Origin of the sequence: Streptomyces sp. NPDC046862 (assembly GCF_040704615.1) — a bacterium.
Lineage (GTDB): Bacteria > Actinomycetota > Actinomycetes > Streptomycetales > Streptomycetaceae > Streptomyces.
The window spans coordinates 20700-40228 of sequence record NZ_JBEYXP010000036.1; the positions used below are offsets into that span (position 1 = coordinate 20700).

16 protein-coding genes and 4 pseudogenes are annotated in these 19529 nt (G+C 70.2%); 10 read left to right on the plus strand and 10 right to left on the minus strand.

Annotated features, from left to right (window positions below):
• The 3 genes from AB0959_RS33060 to AB0959_RS33070 form a co-directional block, all read left to right on the plus strand.
• Positions 1-850: ABC transporter permease (locus AB0959_RS33060; protein ID WP_366830383.1), on the plus strand; the 850-nt coding region annotated here is incomplete at its 5' end.
• A complete protein-coding gene (locus AB0959_RS33065) occupies positions 847-2607 on the plus strand; it encodes a dipeptide/oligopeptide/nickel ABC transporter permease/ATP-binding protein (protein WP_366830384.1) in 1761 nt (586 codons plus the stop codon). The genes AB0959_RS33060 and AB0959_RS33065, both read left to right, overlap by 4 nt.
• Positions 2604-3449 carry an ATP-binding cassette domain-containing protein gene (locus AB0959_RS33070; RefSeq protein WP_366830385.1) on the plus strand — a complete coding sequence of 282 codons (846 nt, stop codon included), beginning with the start codon at positions 2604-2606 and terminating at the stop codon, positions 3447-3449. The genes AB0959_RS33065 and AB0959_RS33070 overlap by 4 nt, the downstream gene beginning before the upstream one ends.
• 564 nt (positions 3450-4013) lie before the next feature.
• Here the strand turns inward: AB0959_RS33070 and AB0959_RS33075 are convergent.
• The gene (locus AB0959_RS33075; RefSeq protein ID WP_366830386.1) at positions 4014-5012 is read right to left on the minus strand and encodes a LacI family DNA-binding transcriptional regulator; all 999 of its coding nucleotides are present in this window, start codon (positions 5010-5012) and stop codon (positions 4014-4016) included.
• Positions 5013-5219: 207 nt separating this feature from the next.
• Here AB0959_RS33075 and AB0959_RS33080 point away from each other — a divergent pair, with 207 nt between their 5' ends.
• On the plus strand, positions 5220-6521 hold the full coding sequence (locus AB0959_RS33080) for an MFS transporter (RefSeq protein WP_366830387.1): 1302 nt from the start codon (positions 5220-5222) through the stop codon (positions 6519-6521).
• Between the two features lie 597 nt (positions 6522-7118).
• Here AB0959_RS33080 and AB0959_RS33085 read toward each other — a convergent pair.
• Positions 7119-7655: a DUF2087 domain-containing protein gene (locus AB0959_RS33085; protein WP_366830471.1), complete on the minus strand. Its 537-nt coding sequence runs from the start codon at positions 7653-7655 to the stop codon at positions 7119-7121.
• A 202-nt stretch (positions 7656-7857) separates the two neighbouring features.
• Complete coding sequence (locus tag AB0959_RS33090; protein WP_366830388.1) at positions 7858-9288, minus strand: amidase; 1431 nt, start codon at positions 9286-9288, stop codon at positions 7858-7860.
• A gap of 129 nt (positions 9289-9417) precedes the next feature.
• On the opposite strand from AB0959_RS33090, the gene AB0959_RS33095 reads away from it, so the two are divergent.
• Positions 9418-10053: a TetR family transcriptional regulator C-terminal domain-containing protein gene (locus AB0959_RS33095; RefSeq protein ID WP_366830389.1), complete on the plus strand. Its 636-nt coding sequence runs from the start codon at positions 9418-9420 to the stop codon at positions 10051-10053.
• Between the two features lie 36 nt (positions 10054-10089).
• Here AB0959_RS33095 and AB0959_RS33100 read toward each other — a convergent pair.
• Together AB0959_RS33100 and AB0959_RS33105 are read right to left on the minus strand one after the other, a co-directional pair.
• A pseudogene (locus AB0959_RS33100) lies at positions 10090-10621 on the minus strand (site-specific integrase); the annotation flags it as partial.
• A 57-nt stretch (positions 10622-10678) separates the two neighbouring features.
• A complete protein-coding gene (locus tag AB0959_RS33105) occupies positions 10679-11170 on the minus strand; it encodes a hypothetical protein (RefSeq protein ID WP_366830390.1) in 492 nt (163 codons plus the stop codon).
• On the opposite strand from AB0959_RS33105, the pseudogene AB0959_RS33110 reads away from it, so the two are divergent.
• A pseudogene (locus AB0959_RS33110) lies at positions 11171-11599 on the plus strand (family 1 glycosylhydrolase); the annotation flags it as partial.
• A 161-nt stretch (positions 11600-11760) separates the two neighbouring features.
• On the opposite strand, the gene AB0959_RS33115 reads toward AB0959_RS33110, so the two are convergent.
• Positions 11761-12657, minus strand: coding sequence for a helix-turn-helix transcriptional regulator (locus tag AB0959_RS33115; protein ID WP_366830391.1), 897 nt, complete (start codon positions 12655-12657; stop codon positions 11761-11763).
• A gap of 125 nt (positions 12658-12782) precedes the next feature.
• Here AB0959_RS33115 and AB0959_RS33120 point away from each other — a divergent pair, with 125 nt between their 5' ends.
• The 3 genes and pseudogenes from AB0959_RS33120 to AB0959_RS33130 form a co-directional block, all read left to right on the plus strand.
• The gene (locus tag AB0959_RS33120; protein ID WP_366830392.1) at positions 12783-13805 is read left to right on the plus strand and encodes a zinc-dependent alcohol dehydrogenase family protein; all 1023 of its coding nucleotides are present in this window, start codon (positions 12783-12785) and stop codon (positions 13803-13805) included.
• Between the two features lie 92 nt (positions 13806-13897).
• The gene (locus AB0959_RS33125) at positions 13898-14665 is read left to right on the plus strand and encodes a glucose 1-dehydrogenase (RefSeq protein ID WP_366830393.1); all 768 of its coding nucleotides are present in this window, start codon (positions 13898-13900) and stop codon (positions 14663-14665) included.
• A 51-nt stretch (positions 14666-14716) separates the two neighbouring features.
• Positions 14717-14845: pseudogene (locus AB0959_RS33130) on the plus strand (IS5/IS1182 family transposase); the annotation flags it as partial.
• A gap of 154 nt (positions 14846-14999) precedes the next feature.
• Here the strand turns inward: AB0959_RS33130 and AB0959_RS33135 are convergent.
• Positions 15000-15497: pseudogene (locus tag AB0959_RS33135) on the minus strand (glycoside hydrolase family 43 protein); the annotation flags it as partial.
• Between the two features lie 418 nt (positions 15498-15915).
• Here AB0959_RS33135 and AB0959_RS33140 point away from each other — a divergent pair.
• Positions 15916-16926: an aldo/keto reductase gene (locus tag AB0959_RS33140; protein WP_366830394.1), complete on the plus strand. Its 1011-nt coding sequence runs from the start codon at positions 15916-15918 to the stop codon at positions 16924-16926.
• Between the two features lie 6 nt (positions 16927-16932).
• Here the strand turns inward: AB0959_RS33140 and AB0959_RS33145 are convergent, their stop codons facing one another.
• From AB0959_RS33145 to AB0959_RS33155, 3 genes are all read right to left on the minus strand, one after another.
• Positions 16933-17136 carry a lipopolysaccharide assembly protein LapA domain-containing protein gene (locus AB0959_RS33145; RefSeq protein ID WP_366830395.1) on the minus strand — a complete coding sequence of 68 codons (204 nt, stop codon included), beginning with the start codon at positions 17134-17136 and terminating at the stop codon, positions 16933-16935.
• Positions 17137-17282: 146 nt separating this feature from the next.
• Positions 17283-18902 carry a CocE/NonD family hydrolase gene (locus tag AB0959_RS33150; RefSeq protein WP_366830396.1) on the minus strand — a complete coding sequence of 540 codons (1620 nt, stop codon included), beginning with the start codon at positions 18900-18902 and terminating at the stop codon, positions 17283-17285.
• The gene (locus AB0959_RS33155; protein ID WP_366830397.1) at positions 18902-19501 is read right to left on the minus strand and encodes a TetR/AcrR family transcriptional regulator; all 600 of its coding nucleotides are present in this window, start codon (positions 19499-19501) and stop codon (positions 18902-18904) included. Before AB0959_RS33155 ends, AB0959_RS33150 begins: the two co-directional genes overlap by 1 nt.
• Positions 19502-19529: the final 28 nt, after the last annotated feature.

A 19529-nucleotide genomic window follows, 5' to 3' on the forward strand; every position in this document is an offset into this window, starting at 1 on the left:
GGGTGACCCGGCACGAACGGTCCTGGGGGTCAACGCGACGAAGGAGCAGTACGACGCGCTGAGGTCCGCGCTCCATCTCGACCAGCCGTTCGTCGAGCAGTACTGGCTCTACCTGCGCGACATCCTGCACGGCGACTTCGGCAACTCGCTGTTCAGCGGCGAATCCGTACTGGGGACGATCCAACAACGTCTGCCGGTCACGCTGACCCTGGTGATCGGGGCCACCGTGCTGTCGACGCTGGTCGGCGTCCTGCTGGGCGTGTACAGCGCGACGCGTGGCCGGTTCAGCCGCCGGCTGATCGACGTGGTGTCCCTGCTGGGCAGCGCCCTGCCCAACTTCTGGCTCGCCCTGATGCTCGTCACGCTGTTCGCGGTCAGGTTCCCGATCTTCCCGGCCACCGGGTACACCCCGTTCGCCCAGTCTCCGGGGCAATGGGCGGCCGGCCTCGTGCTGCCCGTGATCGCTCTGTCGATCGGGGGTGTCGCCCTGATCTCCAAGATCACCCGCGATGCGATGCTGACCACCCTGGGCCTGGACTACATCAGAACGCTGCGGGCCTCCGGCGTCCGGCCCGCATCCATCGTCTGGAAGCACGCCCTGCGCAGTTGCGGGCTGCCGGTGGCGACCGCGGTCGGCCTCACGATGATCGCGTACATTCCCGGCACGATTCTCGTCGAGAACGTCTTCACCCTGCCCGGGCTCGGGACGACGGTCGTCGACGCGACCAACCAGCACGATCTGCCGGTCGTGCAGGGCGCTGCCATCACCTTCACGATCCTGGTGATCGCCGTGAACCTTCTCGTCGATGTTGTCTACAGCTTCCTGAATCCGAAGGTGCGTGTGGCATGACCGCTGCAGATCCGCCCGTGAGCGTGCGAGCACGGAAGTGGACCAACCCCTTCGCCGGGGTCTGGCGCCGCCCCCTCACCGCGGCGGCGCTCGCCGTGGTCCTGGCGGTCACCGTCGCCGTGATGCTCGCCCCTCTTCTGGCACCGCACCCGCCGCTGGCGCAGGACCTGCTGCACGCGCGCGGCGGTCCGTCGGCAAGCCACCCGCTGGGCACCGACGACCTCGGCCGTGACGTGCTGAGCCGGTTGCTCTACGGGGGGCGGCCGGCCCTGCTGGGGGTCGGTGTGGCCGTGAGCGTCTACATCTGCCTGGGCATGTCACTCGGCATCCTCGCCGGCTATCTGCGCGGCTGGACCGACCGGGCCATCGTGGCCGTGATGGACGTCATGCTCTCCGTTCCCGTGGTCATCCTCATGCTCGCCGTTCTGGCGATCTTCAGCCAGAGCAACGTCGCCGCCATGATCACGCTCGGCATGCTCTCCTCCGCGGGCCTGGCCCGGATCATCCGCAGTTCGTGCATCGCGCTTCGGGAGGAACTGTTCGTGGACGCCGCCCGAGTGTCCGGGCTCGGTTCGGCACGGATCATGGCACGGCACATCTTCCCCGGCCTGGTGGGGCTGTTGCTGGTCCAGGTGTGCCTATTCTCGGGCGTCGCCCTCATGGTGCAGACCGGGCTCGGGTTCCTCGGCCTGGCCACCCCGCCACCTGCTCCCAGCTGGGGCGGGATGGTCGGAGAGGCCTCGCAGGTCATGGAGCAGAGCCCTTATCTGCTGCTCGTCTCCGGCGGTCTGATCGGCCTCATGTCCGTCTCCTTCGGGCTGCTCGGCGACGGGCTGCGCGACCTCGATCAGGCCCGGAAGCGAGGCGCCGGCGGCCCGTCGCGGCGGCCGGTTGCCGTGACGGCCGCCAAGGACACCGCCGAGACACCGGACACACCACCGGACGCGGGTGTGCTCGCCGTGCGCGACTACTCCGTCGCCTTCGCCACCCCGCAAGGCCGGCGGACCGTCGTCGACTCCGTCAGCTTCACGGTGAACGCCGGCGAGATCTTCGGGCTGGTGGGTGAATCCGGAAGCGGCAAGACGGTGACGGGCCTGTCGCTCCTCGGGCTGCTCGCCCCGGGCGGGACGGTGACGAGCGGCTCGGCCTGGCTGGCCGGGACCCGGATCACCGGCCTGCCGGAACGGGAGCTGCAGCGCATCCGCGGCAGGGAGATGGCCCTGGTGTCTCAGGAACCCATGGTGGCACTCGACCCGTACTTCACCATCGGCTCCCAGTTGGGCGAGGTCATCCGGCGTACCGGCGCCGTGCCGGGCGGGAAGCACGCCGTGCGGCAAAGAGTCCGCGAGCTGCTGACCAGCGTCCAACTGCGAGATCCGGACGACGTCGCGCGCCGACACCCGCACGAGTTGTCCGGCGGCATGGTGCAGCGGGTCGTCATCGCCATGGCGCTGGCCGGGTCACCGAAGGTGCTGATCGCCGACGAACCCACCACGGCACTGGACGTCACCGTGCAGGCCGGCATCCTCGACCTGCTCCGGTCGCTGCGCGACGAGCGCGGCATGGCGATCGTCCTGATCACACACGACCTGGGAGTGGTGGCGGACACCTGTGACCGGGCGATCGTGATGGAGAAGGGCCGGATCGTGGAGCAGGGCTCGGTCGAGGACATCTTCTACCGGCCCCGGCATCCGTACACGAAGAAACTCATCGAGAGCACACCCAGCATCGCTCGGACCGAGGGCAGGATCGCGTGACCGGAACACCGATACTCCAAGTCGACGGGCTCGCGGTCCGCTACCCGAGCCGCGGCTTCCGCAAGCCCCCGACCACGGTCATCGAGGACGTGTCGTTCGAGGTCGGTCAGGCAGAGACGGTCGCCCTCGTGGGCGAGTCCGGCTCGGGCAAGACCACCATCGGCAGGGCGGTGCTGGGACTGACGCCGGTCAGCGGCGGGCGCGTGCTGCTCGACGGTCGGGACATCACACGTCTCACCGGCCGTGCCCGCCGCCTGTTGTCCACCGACATCCAGGTGATCTTCCAGAATCCCTACGGCTCGCTCAACCCGGCACTGCCGGTGGGCCGGACACTCGCCGAGCCACTGCTCGCCGGTTCGGGTTCCACCAGCTCACGCGGCGAAGTCCGGGACCACATCACCGAGCTGCTCCGCCGCGTCGGCCTGCCCGAGGACGCGGCCGACCGCTACCCGGCCCAGTTCAGCGGAGGTCAGCGCCAGCGCATCGCCATCGCCCGCGCGGTCGCCCGGCAGCCCAGGCTCATCATCTGCGACGAGCCCACCAGCGCCCTCGACGTCACCACCCAGGCCGCCGCCCTGGAACTCCTCTCCGAACTCCAGCAGACCCTGGGCTGTGCGTACCTGTTCATCACCCACGACCTCGCTGTCGTCAAGGAGTTCGCGGCACGCACCCTGGTGCTGCAACACGGACGCATCGTCGAGGAGGGACGCAGCACCGACGTGTGCGACCGGCCGCGGCACGAGTACACCCGGCGCCTCGTGGCGGCCGCCCCTGTCCCGGACCCGGTCCTGCAACGCAGGCGCCGTCAGCAGAGGACGCAAGTGCAAGCGACCACCGGTTGAGCCGCCGGACCACGCGCCCACGGTCGGGCGATCCACCTCGTGGGCGCACGCGTCAGAGGGGCAGGAACACCTTGGTGACGCGGCGCTCGTCCATCGCCTTGTAGCCCTCCGGGGCCTGCTCCAGGGGAGGGTGAGGTCGAAGACCTTGCCGGGGTCGATCTCGCGGTCCCAGATGAGCTGGATCAGTTCGGGCAGGAACCGCCGTACGGGCGCGGGGCCGCCGAGGGTGTGGATGCCGGCGAGGAACAGCTCGATCGAGGGTGTGGACGCCGGCGAAGAACAGCTCGATGCCGGGGGTGCTCACGTCGTAGTTCACCCCTACGTAGCCCAGGTGGCCACCTCCGTGGGTCGCGCCGACGGCCTGCATGAAGGACCCCTGCGTGCCGACCGCCTCGACCACCGAGTGCGCGCCGAGTCCGCCCGTGAGTTCCTTGATTCTCGCCACCCTCTTCGCCGCGCTCCTCGCCGGCTGGACCGCCACCCCCGGCGGGGAACAGGACAGCCACACCGGCACCCGTGACCCGTTCCGGTGAGGCCGAGAAGACCCGTGCGGGCGCGCGCCGGTCAGGCGGATTCCCGGAAGCGGAGCAGGAGGTCGTCCCGGAGGGGCTCGGCGGGGGGCTCTTTGCCGCCCAGCGTGTCGACGACGCGGCGGGCCAGTCCCCGCGCGATGGCGTCGGTGTCGCGGACGACCGTCGTGAGCGGCGGCTGGGCCAGCGACGCGCCCGGGATGTCGTCGACCCCGATCACGGCCAGGTCACGCGGAGCACGCAGTCCGAGATGGCTCAGGCCCGCGAGTACAGCGAGGGCGACATGGTCGTTGAACGCGCAGATGCCCGTCACCGGCGGGTCCGCGTCCAGCCACCCCTTCACCGCTTCGGCGGCGCCGGCCGCATCGAGGGGTACCGTCCGGACGTCCGGCTCCGGCATGCCCAGTTCGGCGCAGACCTTGCGGACGCCGTCCAGCCGCGGCTGGGCCAGGACGTCGAGTCCCGGCAGGTCGGGGTGGGCGTAGCCGAGCCGGCGGTGCGGTGCGGCGAGGTGCCGTGCCTGCAGTGCGCCGATCGGCTGCTCGGACACCAGAGGAGGCCGCGGCTCACCTCGTATCGACCCGTGCATGGCCATGACGACCTCGATGCCCGCCGCCCGCATCGCCTCGGCTTCCACGTCGTCGAACCCCTGCAGGGCCAGCACGGCCGCCGGCGTCATGGCCTTCCAGATGTCACGCAGGGGGCGCGCGGGATGAGCCGACGAGTGCACCACGAAGGTCAGCCCGTTCTCGGCGAAGGCGTTGGTCAGCTGCTGGATGAGCCGTCCGAGGACATGCTCGATCGGCCAGTCGGGCAGCAGACCGAGCACGATCTCCGAGCGTCCCGTGCGCAGGGCACGCGCCGCGGCCGAGGGCGCGTAACCCAGCCGGGCGGCCGCGTCCCACACCCGCTGCCGGGTGGCCTCGGGGATCTTCTGATGGGGAACGCCGTTGAGGACGTAGCTCACCGTCGCGCGGGAGACTCCGGCCTCCCGCGCCACATCCGCGCTGGTCACCCGTCTGCCCTCGGACACCCGGCCACCCCGCCTCGCCTCGGTCGCACCTCTTGTCAAAGCCCACGGCCGCGGCTAGCTTACCGGCCAGATCGTTCAACTGGCACGCGTAAGTGAAACGAGTAGGCGGCTCTCGCCAGGAGCGGTGCCTGCTCACCGTCACCCGGACGACCCGCAGCCAGGCTACAGACCTCCCGCCCCCTTCCTTGTGCCCGTCGAGGAGGAGTCATGTCCGGCATCAAGAACGCCGCGAGTAGCCCGTGGAAGACCGCGACCCTCGCCGGGATGGCCTCCTACCTGGACGCCGCGGCCCTGGTCACGTCGGGCATCGCCGTCGGCGGCTACTACGCCGGGCCGCTCCAGCTCGGCGCCGGCGCCATCGGATCCCTGCTGGGTCTGCAGACGCTGGCGTTCGCGGTCGGCGCGCTGTTCGGCGGCCGACTGGGTGACCGGTTCGGCCGCAGAACGGTCTTCACCCTCTCGCTCGGGCTCTACGCGGTCGGTGCCCTGCTGCTCCTGGTGGCGGTGGGCCCCGCTCTGCTGTACGCCGGTGTCGTGGCCGCAGGCCTGGCCATCGGCGCGGATCTCCCCGTCTCGCTCGCCCTCGTCAACGAAGAGGCACCGGCCGGCAGGAAGGGCACCATGGTGGTGTTCTCCGGCATGCTCTGGCTCGCAGGCATCGTGGCCGTGCTGGTGCTGAGCTCCTTCATGGGAGTCCAGGGCATGCTGGGCGGCCGGATCCTGTTCGCCCATCTGCTCGTCGTGGCCGTCGTCGTGCTGCTGTTGCGCCTCACCCTCAGTGAGTCGGCCGAATGGACGGCTGCCCGCCGGGCGGCCGACACGCGTTCGACGGCCCGCTCCGAGAACATCGAGTTCAGCCGCGTCCGGGACCTCTTCCGTGCACCGGCCCTCCACGCCCTGCTCGCGACGGGCCTGTACTACGCCACCTGGAACCTCGGCGCGAACACCCTCGGCCAGTTCGGCACCTTCCTGTGGACCGCTCTGGCCAAGGGAGAGGTGGCGCAGTTCTCCCAGCTGACCCTGCTCGGACTGCCGGTCGGCTTCGCCGCCGGCCTGCTGTTCATGCGGGTGATCGACAAACCGTCCCGGCATGCCTGGTTCGCTGTCGGCTCCGGGCTGATCGTCCTGGCCTGGGCGCTGCCCGCGCTGCTGGGGCCGAGCAGGTTCACCCTGGTCGCCGTCATGCTCATCTCCGGTCTCGGCAACTCCTTCGCCGGTGAGTCCGTCTACAAGGTCTGGTCGCAAGAGATGTTCCCGACCCTGCTGCGAGCCACCGCCCAGGGCGTCACGATGGCCTTCACCCGGGCCGTCGCCGGACTGGCCGCCCTGGGCACCCCCGCCTTCGCCCTGGGCCACACCCGCCTGATGTTCGGCACCCTGTTCGGCCTGGCGCTGGCCGCGGCGGTCATCGGCCTGCTCTGGGTGCCCCGTCTGCCCACGGCTCCCCGACCCGAGCCGATGGCACCCAGCACGGCCGCACCCGGCACACCCCGAAGGACAGCCGTGTGATCCACCACCGCGCAAGCCGACGGCGGCGCCTGGGACCCGGTCCGGTCGGACCTCTCGAAGCCGACTCGCCGAGGCGGTCCGCCGCCCACCCCCAGTTCCACTACCTCGGCATGCAGCGGCTCCAGGTGACAGGCCTTCGAAGGGGCCGTCGGGGCCGAACGTGCCGCGGGTGCTCTGGATGAGGACCTGGAAGCCGCGTTCGGCCGGCCGGCCGGCGGGCGGGCCGGCTGCCGGCCGTGTGCACCTGCCCGGCTATAGGGCACGCGGATGGGCGCCGTGGGCAGGCCGTCGCCGCCGGACTTCGGAATCCCTGCGGTCGGCCGACAGGACGGCGCCGTCGCGCATCGGCACGCGCGCCGCGTTCGATGACCAGGTCCCTGGTCACGGGCCGGGGCAGCCGGCCGCATGCGCTGCCCTGGCTGCTCAGGTTCATCGGATGGTGCCTCCGTCGTCGTGCCGCCTCACAGTGCGACTCGTCCGGGCCGAGCCACGAAACCACGGCGACGACAGAACGCGTCGGAGGGTGTGCCTGCGTGCCAGGCCCGCGCGGTGATCCGAGGGTGTGCCGGCATCGTCGGGCAGTACGCGCACCATCCGTCAGACGCGCTCGTAGGTGGTGCCGGACTCGTTTCTGCGCAACAGACCCTCGTCCACGAGGGCACGGCGCAGGCTCACCCAATCGTCCAACCATTCGCCGCAGATCGCGTTGACCTTGGCCTCGGAGTACGTCACGCCGGGCACGAACGAATCCTTCACAACGGCCAGAACACGGCCGCGTACCTCCGCCTTGCCCGGAATGGAAGTGAGCCGGCCACGGCGGAAGTAGGAGCCCGCCCCGTCTCCGCTGCCCCGACCGGAGACTCTGACCTCGGCCTGGACTGCGTGCCGGAACGTGTCGTCGAGCAGCGTGTACGTGCGCTTTTCGCTGTCGAAGGCGGCGATCCGGCCGTCCGTCAGCTTCTGCAGCGCAGCGGCAGCGGCCGGTGGGCGGAGCTTGGCCAGTTCGGCGACCTCGGCCACGGAGGTCGCGCCGAGGGCGAGGGCCGCGTAGGCGGCGCGCCGGTCGGTCTGGGCGAGGAGACCGACCAAGTCGCGGCAGGAGGGCGAATGATCCTCGGTGGGGGCCGTGTTCATGGTGTCCATTCCGGTTGTGGTTCCGGGCGCCGATCGTCGTTGGAGCCTCGGGCGTCTCTACACGTACCGCGATCTCGGGCTGCCGTTGAAAGCGGTTTATGGTGAACGGGTTCCTTTCAAGCCATGCCGATTGGCACGGGGCCGGCATGCTGAGGGTGAGGGACGCGGGGGCCGACCAGGGCGCTCTCCCTGGCGCAAGGGCTCAATCAGCCCGGCCTCCCACACACGGATCGACCGGTGTGAGAACTCCGAGCCGGTCCTCGATCGCCTGGGCCGCCTCCAGGCACAGGTCCTCCCGGAACGCGCGCCCGACGATCTGCACTCCCAAGGGGAGCCCGTCGACCACGCCGGTCGGTACGGCCACACCGGGCACGCCCACGAAGCTGGTCACGCTGCACAGGCGCATCCCCGACCCGACCCGGTCCCGGCCTGCCCTGTCCCGCGACTCCAGCCCCGGCTCGACCGGTGGCTCGGTGAACGACGGGCCGAGCAACAGCGGGTATGTATCGAGGAATTCGGCCCACGAGCGGCGAATGGTCATCCAGGTGCCCATCAGCTTCATGAACTCGTCCGCGTTTGCGGGCGGGGTCTGCTCCATCGCCATCGCGATGTAGCGATCCCCGCCTTTGCCGAGCAGTTCGCGTACCACCGGCCAGGTCGGGGCGAACTCGGTCACGGTGATCCGGCCGTACGCTTCGAGAGCCTCGTCCATCCGCGGTACGTCCCGTACCTCGCGCACGGCGTATCCGGCGTCGCGGAGTGCGTCGGCCGCGGTCTCGATGGCTCCGCGCACCGCGGGGTGGACGCCGTGCCCGCCGGGGTCCGCCACGACCGCGACCTTCACCGGCCCGGGGAGCGCTTCGCCGTACGCGGGCACCGGTACGGCCCGTGGGTCTCGCGGATCGGTCCCGGCCAGCACCTCGTAAGCCAGCCGTAAGTCGCCCACGCTCCGGGCCAGCGGGCCGTCGGTGACCAGTATCTGGGACGCCGGGCCCGGGTCGTCCGGGCCGAGAACGCGGTGGTCCGCCGGAAACCGGCCCGTGGACGGCTTCAGCCCGGCCACGCCGCAGAACTGGGCCGGGATGCGCACCGATCCCCCGGAGTCGTTGCCGAGCCCGAGCGCCGCCATGCCCGTGGCCACGGCCACCGCGTCGCCCCCGCTGGAGCCGCCCGGGGTCCGGCCGCTGTCCCACGGATTGATCGTGTCGCCGAACAGTTCGCTGCGCGTGTGCATCCCCGCCAGGATCAGGGTGGGAATGTTGCTGTGCCCGATGGGGATGGCCCCGGCCGCACGCAGCCGCGCCACCGGGGGCGCGTCGGCCGACGCCACCAGATCGCGGAAGCGCTCCGTGCCGAACGTGGTCGGCACGCCTTCGACGGCGGTGCTCTCCTTCACGGTGAACGGCACGCCCGCAAGCGGCCCCAGCGCCTCACCGGCGGCCCGCCGACGGTCCGTCTGGGTCGCGGCCTCGCGTGCGCGCTCCGCCAGGAGCTGCGTGACCGCGTTCACTTGTGGGTTGACGTCGGCGATGCGATCGAGGTGACTGTCGACCAGTTCGAGTGCCGAGACATGTGCGCCGCGCACGGCCTCCGCCTGGGCGGCGGCCGACATCTTCCACAAGGCGTCCTGCATGGCCTTTCCTTCCTCCCCTACGTACCGATGCGCCTGCATCGAAACCGAACCGTACCCTGGTACCGGTACGAGCGCATCGCATAAGGCGCGCTGCGAGCAGAGCGCCGTGGAGCAGGGAGGCGACCGGGCATGCCCAGGCAGGTGGATCACGCGGGCCGACGCCGCCTCATCGCCGAGGCCGTCTGCCACCTCGCCGACGAACGTGGCCTTGAGGGCGTGACCCTTCGTGACGTCGCCGCTCGCGCGCAGGTGTCCATGGGCGCCGTTCAGCGGTGCTTCCGCACCAAGGAAGAGATGCTCGTATTCGCTCTGGGGCACGTCAGCGAGCGGATCAGCGAGCGCGTACAGGCCCGCCTTGACGGGAGCCCGGCCCAGTCGGCCGGCACCGCCCTGGGCCACGCCGCCACCGAGATCTCACTGCTCAGGGAAGATCACCGCGCCGAGGCACGGGTCTGGCTCGCCTTCGTCGCGCAGGCGGCTGTCAGCAAGGCGCTCGCCGGGACGCTGAAGGTGTCTTACGCAGCCCTGCAAGAGGCGTTCACCCGCCTCATCTCGGAAGCCGGCGAGGGCACCGACCGCGCCGTACCCCTCGATCCACAACGCGAGGCCCGCACTCTCCTCGCCCTCGCGGACGGCCTCACCACGCACGTCCTCATCGGCCACCTCACCCCGCAAGAGGCACACGAGGTCCTCCACGAGCACCTGACCGGCCTCTGGGAGCAACCGGCCCTGCCTCCTCGCTTCCTGGAAGACCGGACCAACTGAGGCGAAGAAGCGACAGGCGAATCAGGCCGCCTGCGTTCAGCGTCGGCTGTCACCGGGGGCGAGCAGGCTGGTGAGCTCGGCAATCGCCTCCGGTGACGGCTTGAAGCATCTGCGAACGTTCTCCGGTTTCTTATGCCGTGACGTCGCCATCAGCACAACAGACTCGCCCCGGCCTCTCCGAGGGGTCAGGGCGGAATGGCGGTACTCGTGCCGGTCCCATTCGGTCCCCGGCCCGCGCATGGCGGTGTGTTCATCCGGCAAAGCTCGGGCCTCCTTACGACAGCGGGGCGAAGCCGGTGTCCGGGCACACGTCACGCAGACAGACGACTTTGCCGGGGCCGGGCTTGCGGTGGGTGACGAACACCGGGCGGCAGGTGCGGCCCTTGAGCAGGCGGGGCCGGAGCCGGACGGTGCCGGCGCCGCAGTAGACCGTCTCCCATACGAAGTCCTCGCGCGCCTGGCCGCGGCAGCGGGCCTTGGTCCGGGCGCTCTTGGCCTTGACCGGGCAGCGGCGCCCGGCGAAGTCCAGGTCCTCGGTTCAGTCGTTGAGCGGTCCCAGCAGGAGCTGCGTCTCGGACGTCGCCGGCCGGCTCGGAAGATCACCGGAGCCGACCACGGGGCAGGGTCAGACCGCCTGTCCCACCTCGGCCTCGTCGAGGCGTTTGGCCTTGGGGACGAGGGTGATGAGCGCAGTGGCCACGGCGACCACGCCGGCGAAGAGCAGGAGCCCCTTGGTGTAGCTGTCGTCGACGTAGAACGCGGTGCCCCTCATCACCCTGCTGTTCTGGGCGACGACCGCGTACGCCAGCTGGGTGAGCACGGCCTGCAGGACGCCCTGCATCATGCTGGCGATCACGGCCACCACGCCGCCCCCGATGAAGGCCAGCGTGTCACCGCTGGTCCAGCCCCACTGACCGCCCTTGCCGACGCCGTAGAGGATGGACGCCATGCCGCCGCCCAGCAGGTCCCCGCCGACCCAGTCGGTGGGGGTGCGGGCTTCGCGCACCGGGCTCCCGGGCACGAGGAACAGCACGGAGACCAGGCTGATCGCGGTGGCGATCACCATGAACCACAGCACGCCGCGGTATCCGAAGTCGTCGAGGATCCAGCCGGACACCCGGACAACACGCTGACGGACTGGGCGTACCGGCCGGACGCGCTCGGCATGGCGCTGAGGGACGCCTGGAAGGCCACGGAGGGGGCGATCCCGCTGCTCGTCACCGAGAACGGCATCGCCACGGCCGACGACACGCGCCGCATCGCCTACCCCACCGAGGCGTTGGGACATCTGCACGACGCGGTCGCCGACGGCATCGACGTGCGCGGGTACCTGCACTGGTCGGCGCTGGACAACTTCGAACGGGGCCACTGGGCGCCCACGTTCGGGCTCATCGCGGTCGACGGTGAGACGTTCGAGCGCACCCCCAAGCCGAGCCTGGCCTGGCTGGGTGAGGTCGCTCGCAAGGGCGGCGCCCTGGATGTGACCCAGGGCCTGTCGTTCGGAGCAGGGCGCAGGGAATCGACGGTGTTTCGTCATCGCCGGTGAGCGGGGCCCGGTGCGTGCCGCTGCAAGGTGGAGGAGGGCGTCGACGCGACGGGGGCGCCCCGCGCGAGCGCAGCCGAGCGTGGGGGAGTCGGCAACCGACGACAACGCGGCACATACGCGTGCCGGGCCCCGCGTCTGCGGCGTGATCCGAACGACAGGCCCTAAGGGTGGCGGGGGCGAGTACGGCGTACTTCGTCGTTGATGGTCTGCGGCTGCTTCTGCGTGTCGGCCCAGGCCGCCAGCAGGGTGAGAGCGTCTGCGCTGGGCGTATCGGGATCTGCGGTGTAGGTGGTGATGGAGACGTGTGGGTCGCCGGGCAGTGCGAAGTCGTCGTACGCGAGGTCCATCCTGCCGACTGCCGGGTGGTTGACGACCTTGCGTCCGCGCGAGTGGCGGCGCACGTTGTGCTTGGCCCAGCGGGTGCTGAAATCGGTGCTGCGGGTGGAGAGCCCGCCGATGAGTTCGGCCACCTGCTTGTCCAGCGGGTCGCGTCCGGCGGTCGCGCGGAGTACCGCGACCAGCTGGTTCTTCGCCTCGTCGATGTCGGCGTAGAAAGCCTCCGCACGCGGGTCGAGGAACACGTAGTCGGCGAGGTTCGGTGGCTGCTGGCCCATGGTGAACACGTCGGCGTACAACGCCCGGCCCAGGTCGTTGGCCGCGAGGAGGTCGAGGCGGCCGTTCTGTACGACGGCGGGAACGCTCATGGAGTCGAGGACCTGCTGCACCGACGCGGTGATGGGGAAGGTGCGCTCGAGGCGCTTGCGGCGTGAGCCGGGTGCGACGTTGCGTGCCAGGTGGTACAGGTGGGCACGCTCGTCGTCGTCGAGCTGGAGCGCACGGGCGATCGCGTCGAGGACGCTCTCGGACGCGCCGCCGAGTTGGCCGCGTTCCATGCGGGTGTAGTACTCGACGCTGAGGCCGGCGAGCATCGCGACTTCCTCGCGCCGCAGCCCTTTGACGCGGCGGTTGCCCCCGACGTAGGGCAGGCCGGCCTGCTCGGGGGTGACCCCGGCCCTGCGGCTCATGAGGAAGCCCCGGATCTCCTGCTGAAAATCCATGGCGTCAAGGCTAGGACGCCTGTTCCCGGTGTGGGGGTCCCTGAGAGTGCCTGGCAGGCATCCGCGAGGCGAGGCACAGTGGCCAGGCAACTCAGAGAGTCTGTGTGAAAGGGAATGTCCGCCACGTGCGTGGAGCTGTCATTTGTGCCCCGGGCGATGTCCGGGTGGAAGAGCGCGAGAACCCCGCGATCGTCGCGCCGACGGATGCGATCATCCGCGTGTCGGCCATGTGCGAGTGCGGGTCGGACCTGTGGGACTACCGCGGCAGCAACGATGCGACACAGCCGACCCCGATGGGGCACGAGTACGCCGGCGTGGTCACCGAGATCGGCGGCGAGGTGAAGAACATCGCGGTCGGTGACTTCGTCGGCGGTTCGTTCTTCGCCTCGGACAACACCTGTCAGATCTGCGAAGCCGGATACCAGTCACGGTGCGCGCACGCCGAGTACGTCGGCGCCAACGGGGCGCAGTCGGAGTACCTGCGGGTGCCGCTGGCCGACGGCACCCTCGTCGCCACACCCGGAATGCCGGACGACGACCTGACCCCCTCGCTCCTGGCCGCCTCCGATGTGCTCGGAACGGGCTGGTCCGGCGCCGTGGCCGTTGAGGCCGGGCCGGGCAGGACCGTGGCCGTGGTCGGTGACGGAGCCGTGGGTCTGCTCGCTGTCCTGGCCGCGAAGCAGCGGGGCGCAGAGCGGATCATCGCGATGTCGCGGCACGCGTCGCGGCAGAAGCTCGCCCTCGAGTTCGGCGCGACCGACATCGTCGCAGAGCGAGGCGACGAGGGCGTAGCCAGGATCAAGGAGCTCACCGGCGGGTACGGCGCCCACAGTGTTGTCGAGGCCGTCGGCACCCAGGAATCCATGACGCAGGCCATCCGCTCCACCCGTGCCGGCGGGCACGTGAGGTTCTTGGGCGTGGCCCACGGGGTGGAGCTTCCGGGCGAGGAACTGTTCTTCGCCGAGGTGGACCTGCTCGGCGGCCCCGCTCCGGTGCGTCGGTTCCTGCCCGAGCTGATCCAGCTCATCTGGGACCGCACGATCGACCCGGCCAGCGTCTTCGACCTCACACCGCCGCTCGATCAGGCCGAAGAGGGCTACAAGGCGATGGACGAGCGCCGTGCCGTCAAAACCCTGCTGAAGCCCTGACTCCTCACTCACCGATTCCAGCCGCCCTCGCCCGGGACCTCGAAGATCCTGGGCAGTTTGCGGAACCTTGTTTGATTCGACGGGAGAACACCATGAACCCCACCTACGACTTCTCCGCGCAGGTGGCCCTGGTCACCGGCGCCGCCTCCGGCATGGGCCTGGCCGCCGCCCGCGCCTTCGCCGACTCCGGCGCCGCCGTGGTTCTGGCCGACCTCGACCCCGACGCCGTCCACAACGTGGCCGAGGAGATCACCGGCCGCGGGCGGCGGGCGATCGGTGTCGTCTGCGACGTCACCGACGAACAGCAAGTGGAAGCGGCGGTGCGGCGCGCGGTCACGGAGTACGGCCGCCTGGACATGGCGTTCAACAACGCCGGCATCCAGGTGCCGCCGGTCGACGCGGCCGACGAGACGGCCGACTCCTTCGACCGGGTCAACGCCGTCAACCTGCGCGGCGTCTGGGCGGCGATGAAGCACGAACTGCGACAGATGCGAGAGCAGGGCAGCGGAGCCATCGTCAACTGCTCATCCCTGGGAGGGCTTGTCGGGCTGCCCGAGCGTGCGGCCTACCACGCCTCCAAGCACGGCGTCATCGGCCTGACCCGCAGCGCCGCGGTCGAGTACGCGCCGCGGGGCATCCGTATCAACGCCGTGTGCCCCGGCGTCATCGACACCCCGATGGTCGCCGACATGGTCGAGAACCAGGCCGAGGCCATGGCCGGGATCCTCAAGGAACAGCCCATCGGCCGACTGGGGACAGCGGACGAGGTCGCGGCAGCCGTCCTGTGGCTGTGCAGCCCCGGCGCCGGCTTCGTCACCGGCACAGCTCTCCCCGTCGATGGTGGCTTCACCGCCCACTGACGTTCGCTCACCGGCGCACCGGCCTTCGACAGTGAGACCTGCAAACAGGACAACACCGTCGAGCGGTGCGTCAACCGCCTCAAGCAGTGGCGCGGCATCGCCACCCGCCACGAGAAGAACGCCACCATCTACCTGGCCGGACTCCGCATCGCGGGCATCTTGCTCTGGTCCGCCCGATGATCCGAACGAAACCGGCCCAGTCCCGCCCGGCCGTCGGGGCGGCCCGGTCTTCTTCATCCGGTCCGCCCCGACGCGTCACGTCACGGGGTGGTGGGCGGACGGACTCCGGGGTGTAGCCGAAGCGGGTGAGGACGGCGTCCGCGCCGAGCGCCTCGACGCCGATCACCCGGCCGGTGAAGCCCCCGGCGACCTCGGTCGAGACGTAGCGGCCGTCGATCGTGGCCAGTGTGTGGAACTCGTCCCCGGCCAAGTGGCCGACGTGGATCTCGTCCGGTCCCTTGGCGAAGCTGTACTGCTCGGTGTTGCCCACCGCGCGGAGAGCGAGCGGGTGCTCCGGCCCGATCCCGTCGGCGGTGGCCAGCACCTGGTCGAGCGGGCCGACGACCGCGCGGGCCGACAGCGTGTCGCCCCGGCGTTCCACCCCGATCCAGTGCGCGTCGTCGATCCGCACGACCAGGGCCGCGTCGCCCTGCGGCAGGGCCGCGGTCGCGGTCCGGGAGGCATCACGTGCCCGGACCGACAACAGGCGTTCGGCGTCCCGTGCCTCGGGTGCCCGGCCCGCCAGCAGGCGCAGGCCCCTGCCCGGTTCGGGGACGGCGAAGGAGCGCGGGTCGGTGCCCGGCGCGATCCAGCGCGGGTGCAGGTCGGGGGTGCCGAAGTCGTCCCAGCAACACGGCGCAGGCGACGCCGGTCAGCAGCACCCCGGGCCACCTCGGGACGTCCAGGCAGCCTGGACGACCGCGAGTTCTTCTCTGAACTAAGAGATGCTGCGGGTAGGGGCGCCGTCGCGAGCCGCCGCGATACCGCCGCCCGGACCAGCGGAATCTCTTAGTCATCGAGCGATGATCGGTCGTGGCACGGACCTGCGAGGGCGGTTTGCCGTCGGGGGCTGAGTAGTGTCCCACGCGCTCGGCTGAGAATGGACAGTTTGTTACTCGCTACCACTGGGTTCTCTGGTACGTCTGGCCGAAACGGTCGAAACCTGACAGGGCGCACATGCCAGACGCCTCCGAATTCCGGACCGAGAGGTATTTGCTTTAAAGCGCACTCCAACTCCTAGGTTCGGAAGCATGCGATACATCAAACTCGGAACGACCGGACTGGAAGTCTCCGCCATCACCCTCGGCTGTATGAGCTTCGGCGAGCCGGACCGGGGCGGCGAGCCCTGGTCGCTCGGCGCGGATGCCAGCCGGGACATCATCAAGCAGGCCCTCGATGGTGGCGTCAACTTCCTCGACACGGCCAATGGGTACAGCGCCGGAAGCAGCGAGGAGATCGTCGGCCAGGCGGTCAAGGACTTCACCCGGCGCGAGGAGGTCGTTCTCTCCACCAAGGTCTGGATGCGGATGCGTCCCGGCCCGAACGGCGCCGGGCTGTCCCGCAAGGCGATCTTCGCCGAGCTCGACGCCTCCCTGAAGCGACTGGGGACCGACTACATCGACCTGTACCAGATCCACCGCTGGGACTACGACACCCCGATCGAGGAAACCCTCGAGGCGCTGCACGACGCGGTCAAGTCCGGGAAGGTCCGCTACATCGGAGCCTCCTCCATGTACGCCTGGCAGTTCGCCAAGGCCCTGTACCTGGCTGACCTCCACGGCTGGACCCGGTTCGTGTCGATGCAGGACCACTACAACCTCATCCACCGGGAAGCAGAGCGGGAGATGATCCCGCTCTGCGCCGACCAGGGCATCGGCGTGATCCCGTGGAGCCCGCTGGCGCGGGGCAGGCTGACGCGGGCCCGGGACACCGCCACGGCGCGTGCCGAGACCGACGCGGGCGGCAAGATCCTCTACCGCGACGAGGACCAGTCGGTGGCCGAGCGCGTCCACGAGATCGCGGGCAAGCGGGGTCTGTCCCCGGCCCAGGTCGCCCTGGCCTGGGTCATGCGCAACCCGGCGGTGACCTCGCCCATCGTCGGGGTCACCAAGCCGGCCCAGCTGGCCGACGCGGTCGCCGCGGTGGACGTCGAACTCGACGAAGACGAGGCCGCCTACTTGGAGGAGCCCTACCAGCCGCACGAGGCCGCCTACTTGGAGGAGTCCTTCTACAAGCGGCAGCCTGTGGCGGGCTCCCGGTAGTCCGGGCTACCGCCGGGCCTTCGACGAGTCCTTGGCCCCGGCCTTCACAGCTCTGTGGTCAGCCCGGCGGTGCTTGCGGGCGGTCGCGCGCAACTGCATGATCCGCGCGCTGCCCGCCAGCGCGGTGAGCAGGATGCCCCCCACTGCGGCCAGGAGCAGGGCCACGCGCAGCGGAACGTGCCCGAGGGCACCGAAGTAGCTGACGTCCACCGACTGCTCCTGAGTTTGGTCAATTGGGTAAACCTGATGGCCCTCGTGCCGTACTGATCCGTGTCGCGATCTGGCTGAAGCTGGGCATGCCGAGATCGAACACTTGCCGTTGACGCTCCCTCCCACGGCAGGGAGCCCTGCGGCCCCTATCGCGTCGGCAGGATGATGGCGGAGGGGTGTGCGAGGTCGTGGAGGATGTGCTGGTCCGCTGCTCGGAGGGTGGTGGCGGTGGCGCGTGGTTCGCCGGTGCCGGGGTTGCGGTTGTAGCGGGGGAAGGCGCCGCTGGATATCTGGACGCGGATGCGGTGGCCGCGTTTGAAGCGGTAGGCGGTCGGCCACAGTTGGACGGTGGCGCGGGTGGTGTGGTCGGCGTGGGTGAGGCGGGTGAGGCCGTCGCAGATGTTGGTGGAGCGGCCTGAGTCGTCGACGTCGCAGAGGCGGACGAAGACGTCGGCGTGGGGGATGCTGGAGCGGACAAAGATCTCCGCGATGACCTCGCCGATGACCTCGACGTCCTCGTCCAGTACGGGAGTTGTATACGTCAGGACGTCAGGGCGGGCTTCGAGGGCGGTGTTGTCGACGCGGCCGGTCTTGACGCCGAAAGCCATGCGGACGCCGCCGACGGCGGGGGTGGGGTCGGTGGGGTCGTAGCGGTAGGTGTCGGGGGGTGAGTCGGTGGGCGGTGTGTCGGGGGAGAGGCCGCCGTCCGGCTGGAGGTGGAGGCGCCGGGGCTCGTATCCCGGCGGTGGCCAGGAGGGGAAGTCGCGCCACTTCTCCTGGCCCATGACGTACAGGCGCACCGGCGCACGCTCCGCGGGCTGTTCGCCTCGGCACAGGGCGAGCCCGAAGTCGAGAGCCTCGCCGAAGGCCGCAGGACCCACACCCATCGAGGTGTGTCCCCACGGGCCGACGGTGAGGCGCAGGGGTGTGCGGCCGGCCTCCTGGAGGACGCGGTGGTCGCGGAGCTGGCCGGGCAGGAAGATGTCGTACCAACCGCCGACACTGCTCACGGGCACGTCGATGTCGGCGACCCGGTGGCGATGGTCGAGGCCCTTCCAGAACGGCGTGGTGTCGTCGTGCTCGAGGATGTTCTGGACGTAGTCGTAGCGGTATCCCATGGCGGCGGTGTCGGCCTGGTTCAGGGGCAGCGTGTGCAGGGCGCGCCGGACCTTCTTCGCGCCCAGCATCGCGCGGGGCATCGCGAACTTCCTTTCCTGCCGCGCGACTTGGACGGCCCAGCCGAACGGCGTCTCCAGGGAGAAGCCGTCCGCGCGGAGGAACTCCAGGGTGAGGGCCGACTCGGAGACGACCGGGATCATGGCCTTCACCTGGGGTGGCGCGGAGTCGGCGACGGCCCACTGGACGAAGCCGAGGTAGCTGGGGCCGTAGAGGATCATCGAATCGCCGAACCAGGGCTGTTCGATCACCCAGTCGAGGGTGTCGAGACCGTCCTCCCGTTCGCGTCGGAGCGGGTCGAAGGGGCCGTCGGAGCCGAAGGTGCCGCGGGTGCTCTGGACGAGGACCTGGAAGCCACGCTCCGCCAGTGGCCTGGCCATCTGGTTGCCGACCAGGCCGGCCCGGCCGTAGGGAATGCGGACGAGTGCGGTCGGCAGGCCGTCGCCGCCGGACTTCGGGATCCAGCGGTCGGCCAGCAGGACGGCCCCGTCGCGCATCGGCACGCGCAGGTCGCGTTCGACGGTCAGGTTCCTGGTGACGGGTGGAGGAAGGCGCAGGGCGCGCTGGACGATGTGGCTGCCGAGGTTCATCAGGGGTGCCCTCCTGGTGGGGGAGCCGGCGTGGGGCGGTTGTGGGTGAGCGCCGAGGTGAGGCGCAGCAGGCGGTCCGCCAGTTCTTCGGGGACCAGAGGGTCCTCCCCTTCGATCACCCAGTCGTTGACGATCGCGCCGGTCCCGCCGGTGAACAGGGCCTTCAGGTCCTTGGCCGTGGTCTCGTCGAGGTCGCCGAACTGTTCCCGCAGGCCCGACGCGGTGATCAGTGAGCTGAACAGCCTGTTCAGCGCGCGGGTCATCGGGAAGGCGCAGGACCCGGTGAGCATCGCGCGGTAGAAGGGCCGGTGCCGGGCGAAGTGCCGGGCCATGGCCAGCAGGCGCTCGTGGGGCGAGGAGCTGTCGTCCCCCGCCTCGGCGGTGATGAGCTCCCGCTCCACCAGGTCGGTCGCGGCCGCCACGAGGAGCGCGTCGCGGTCCCCGAACTGGATGTACACGAGCTGGCGGCTGACATCCGCGGCATCGGAGAGGTCGATGACGGGGAGGGCGGTGGTGCCGCGCTCGGAGACCAGGCGGACCGCGGCTTCCATGAGGGCGGCGCGGGAGCGGAGCACGCGGCGGGCTTGTCGATCCTGCATGACCCAGAGATTAGACAGGTGTCAAAAA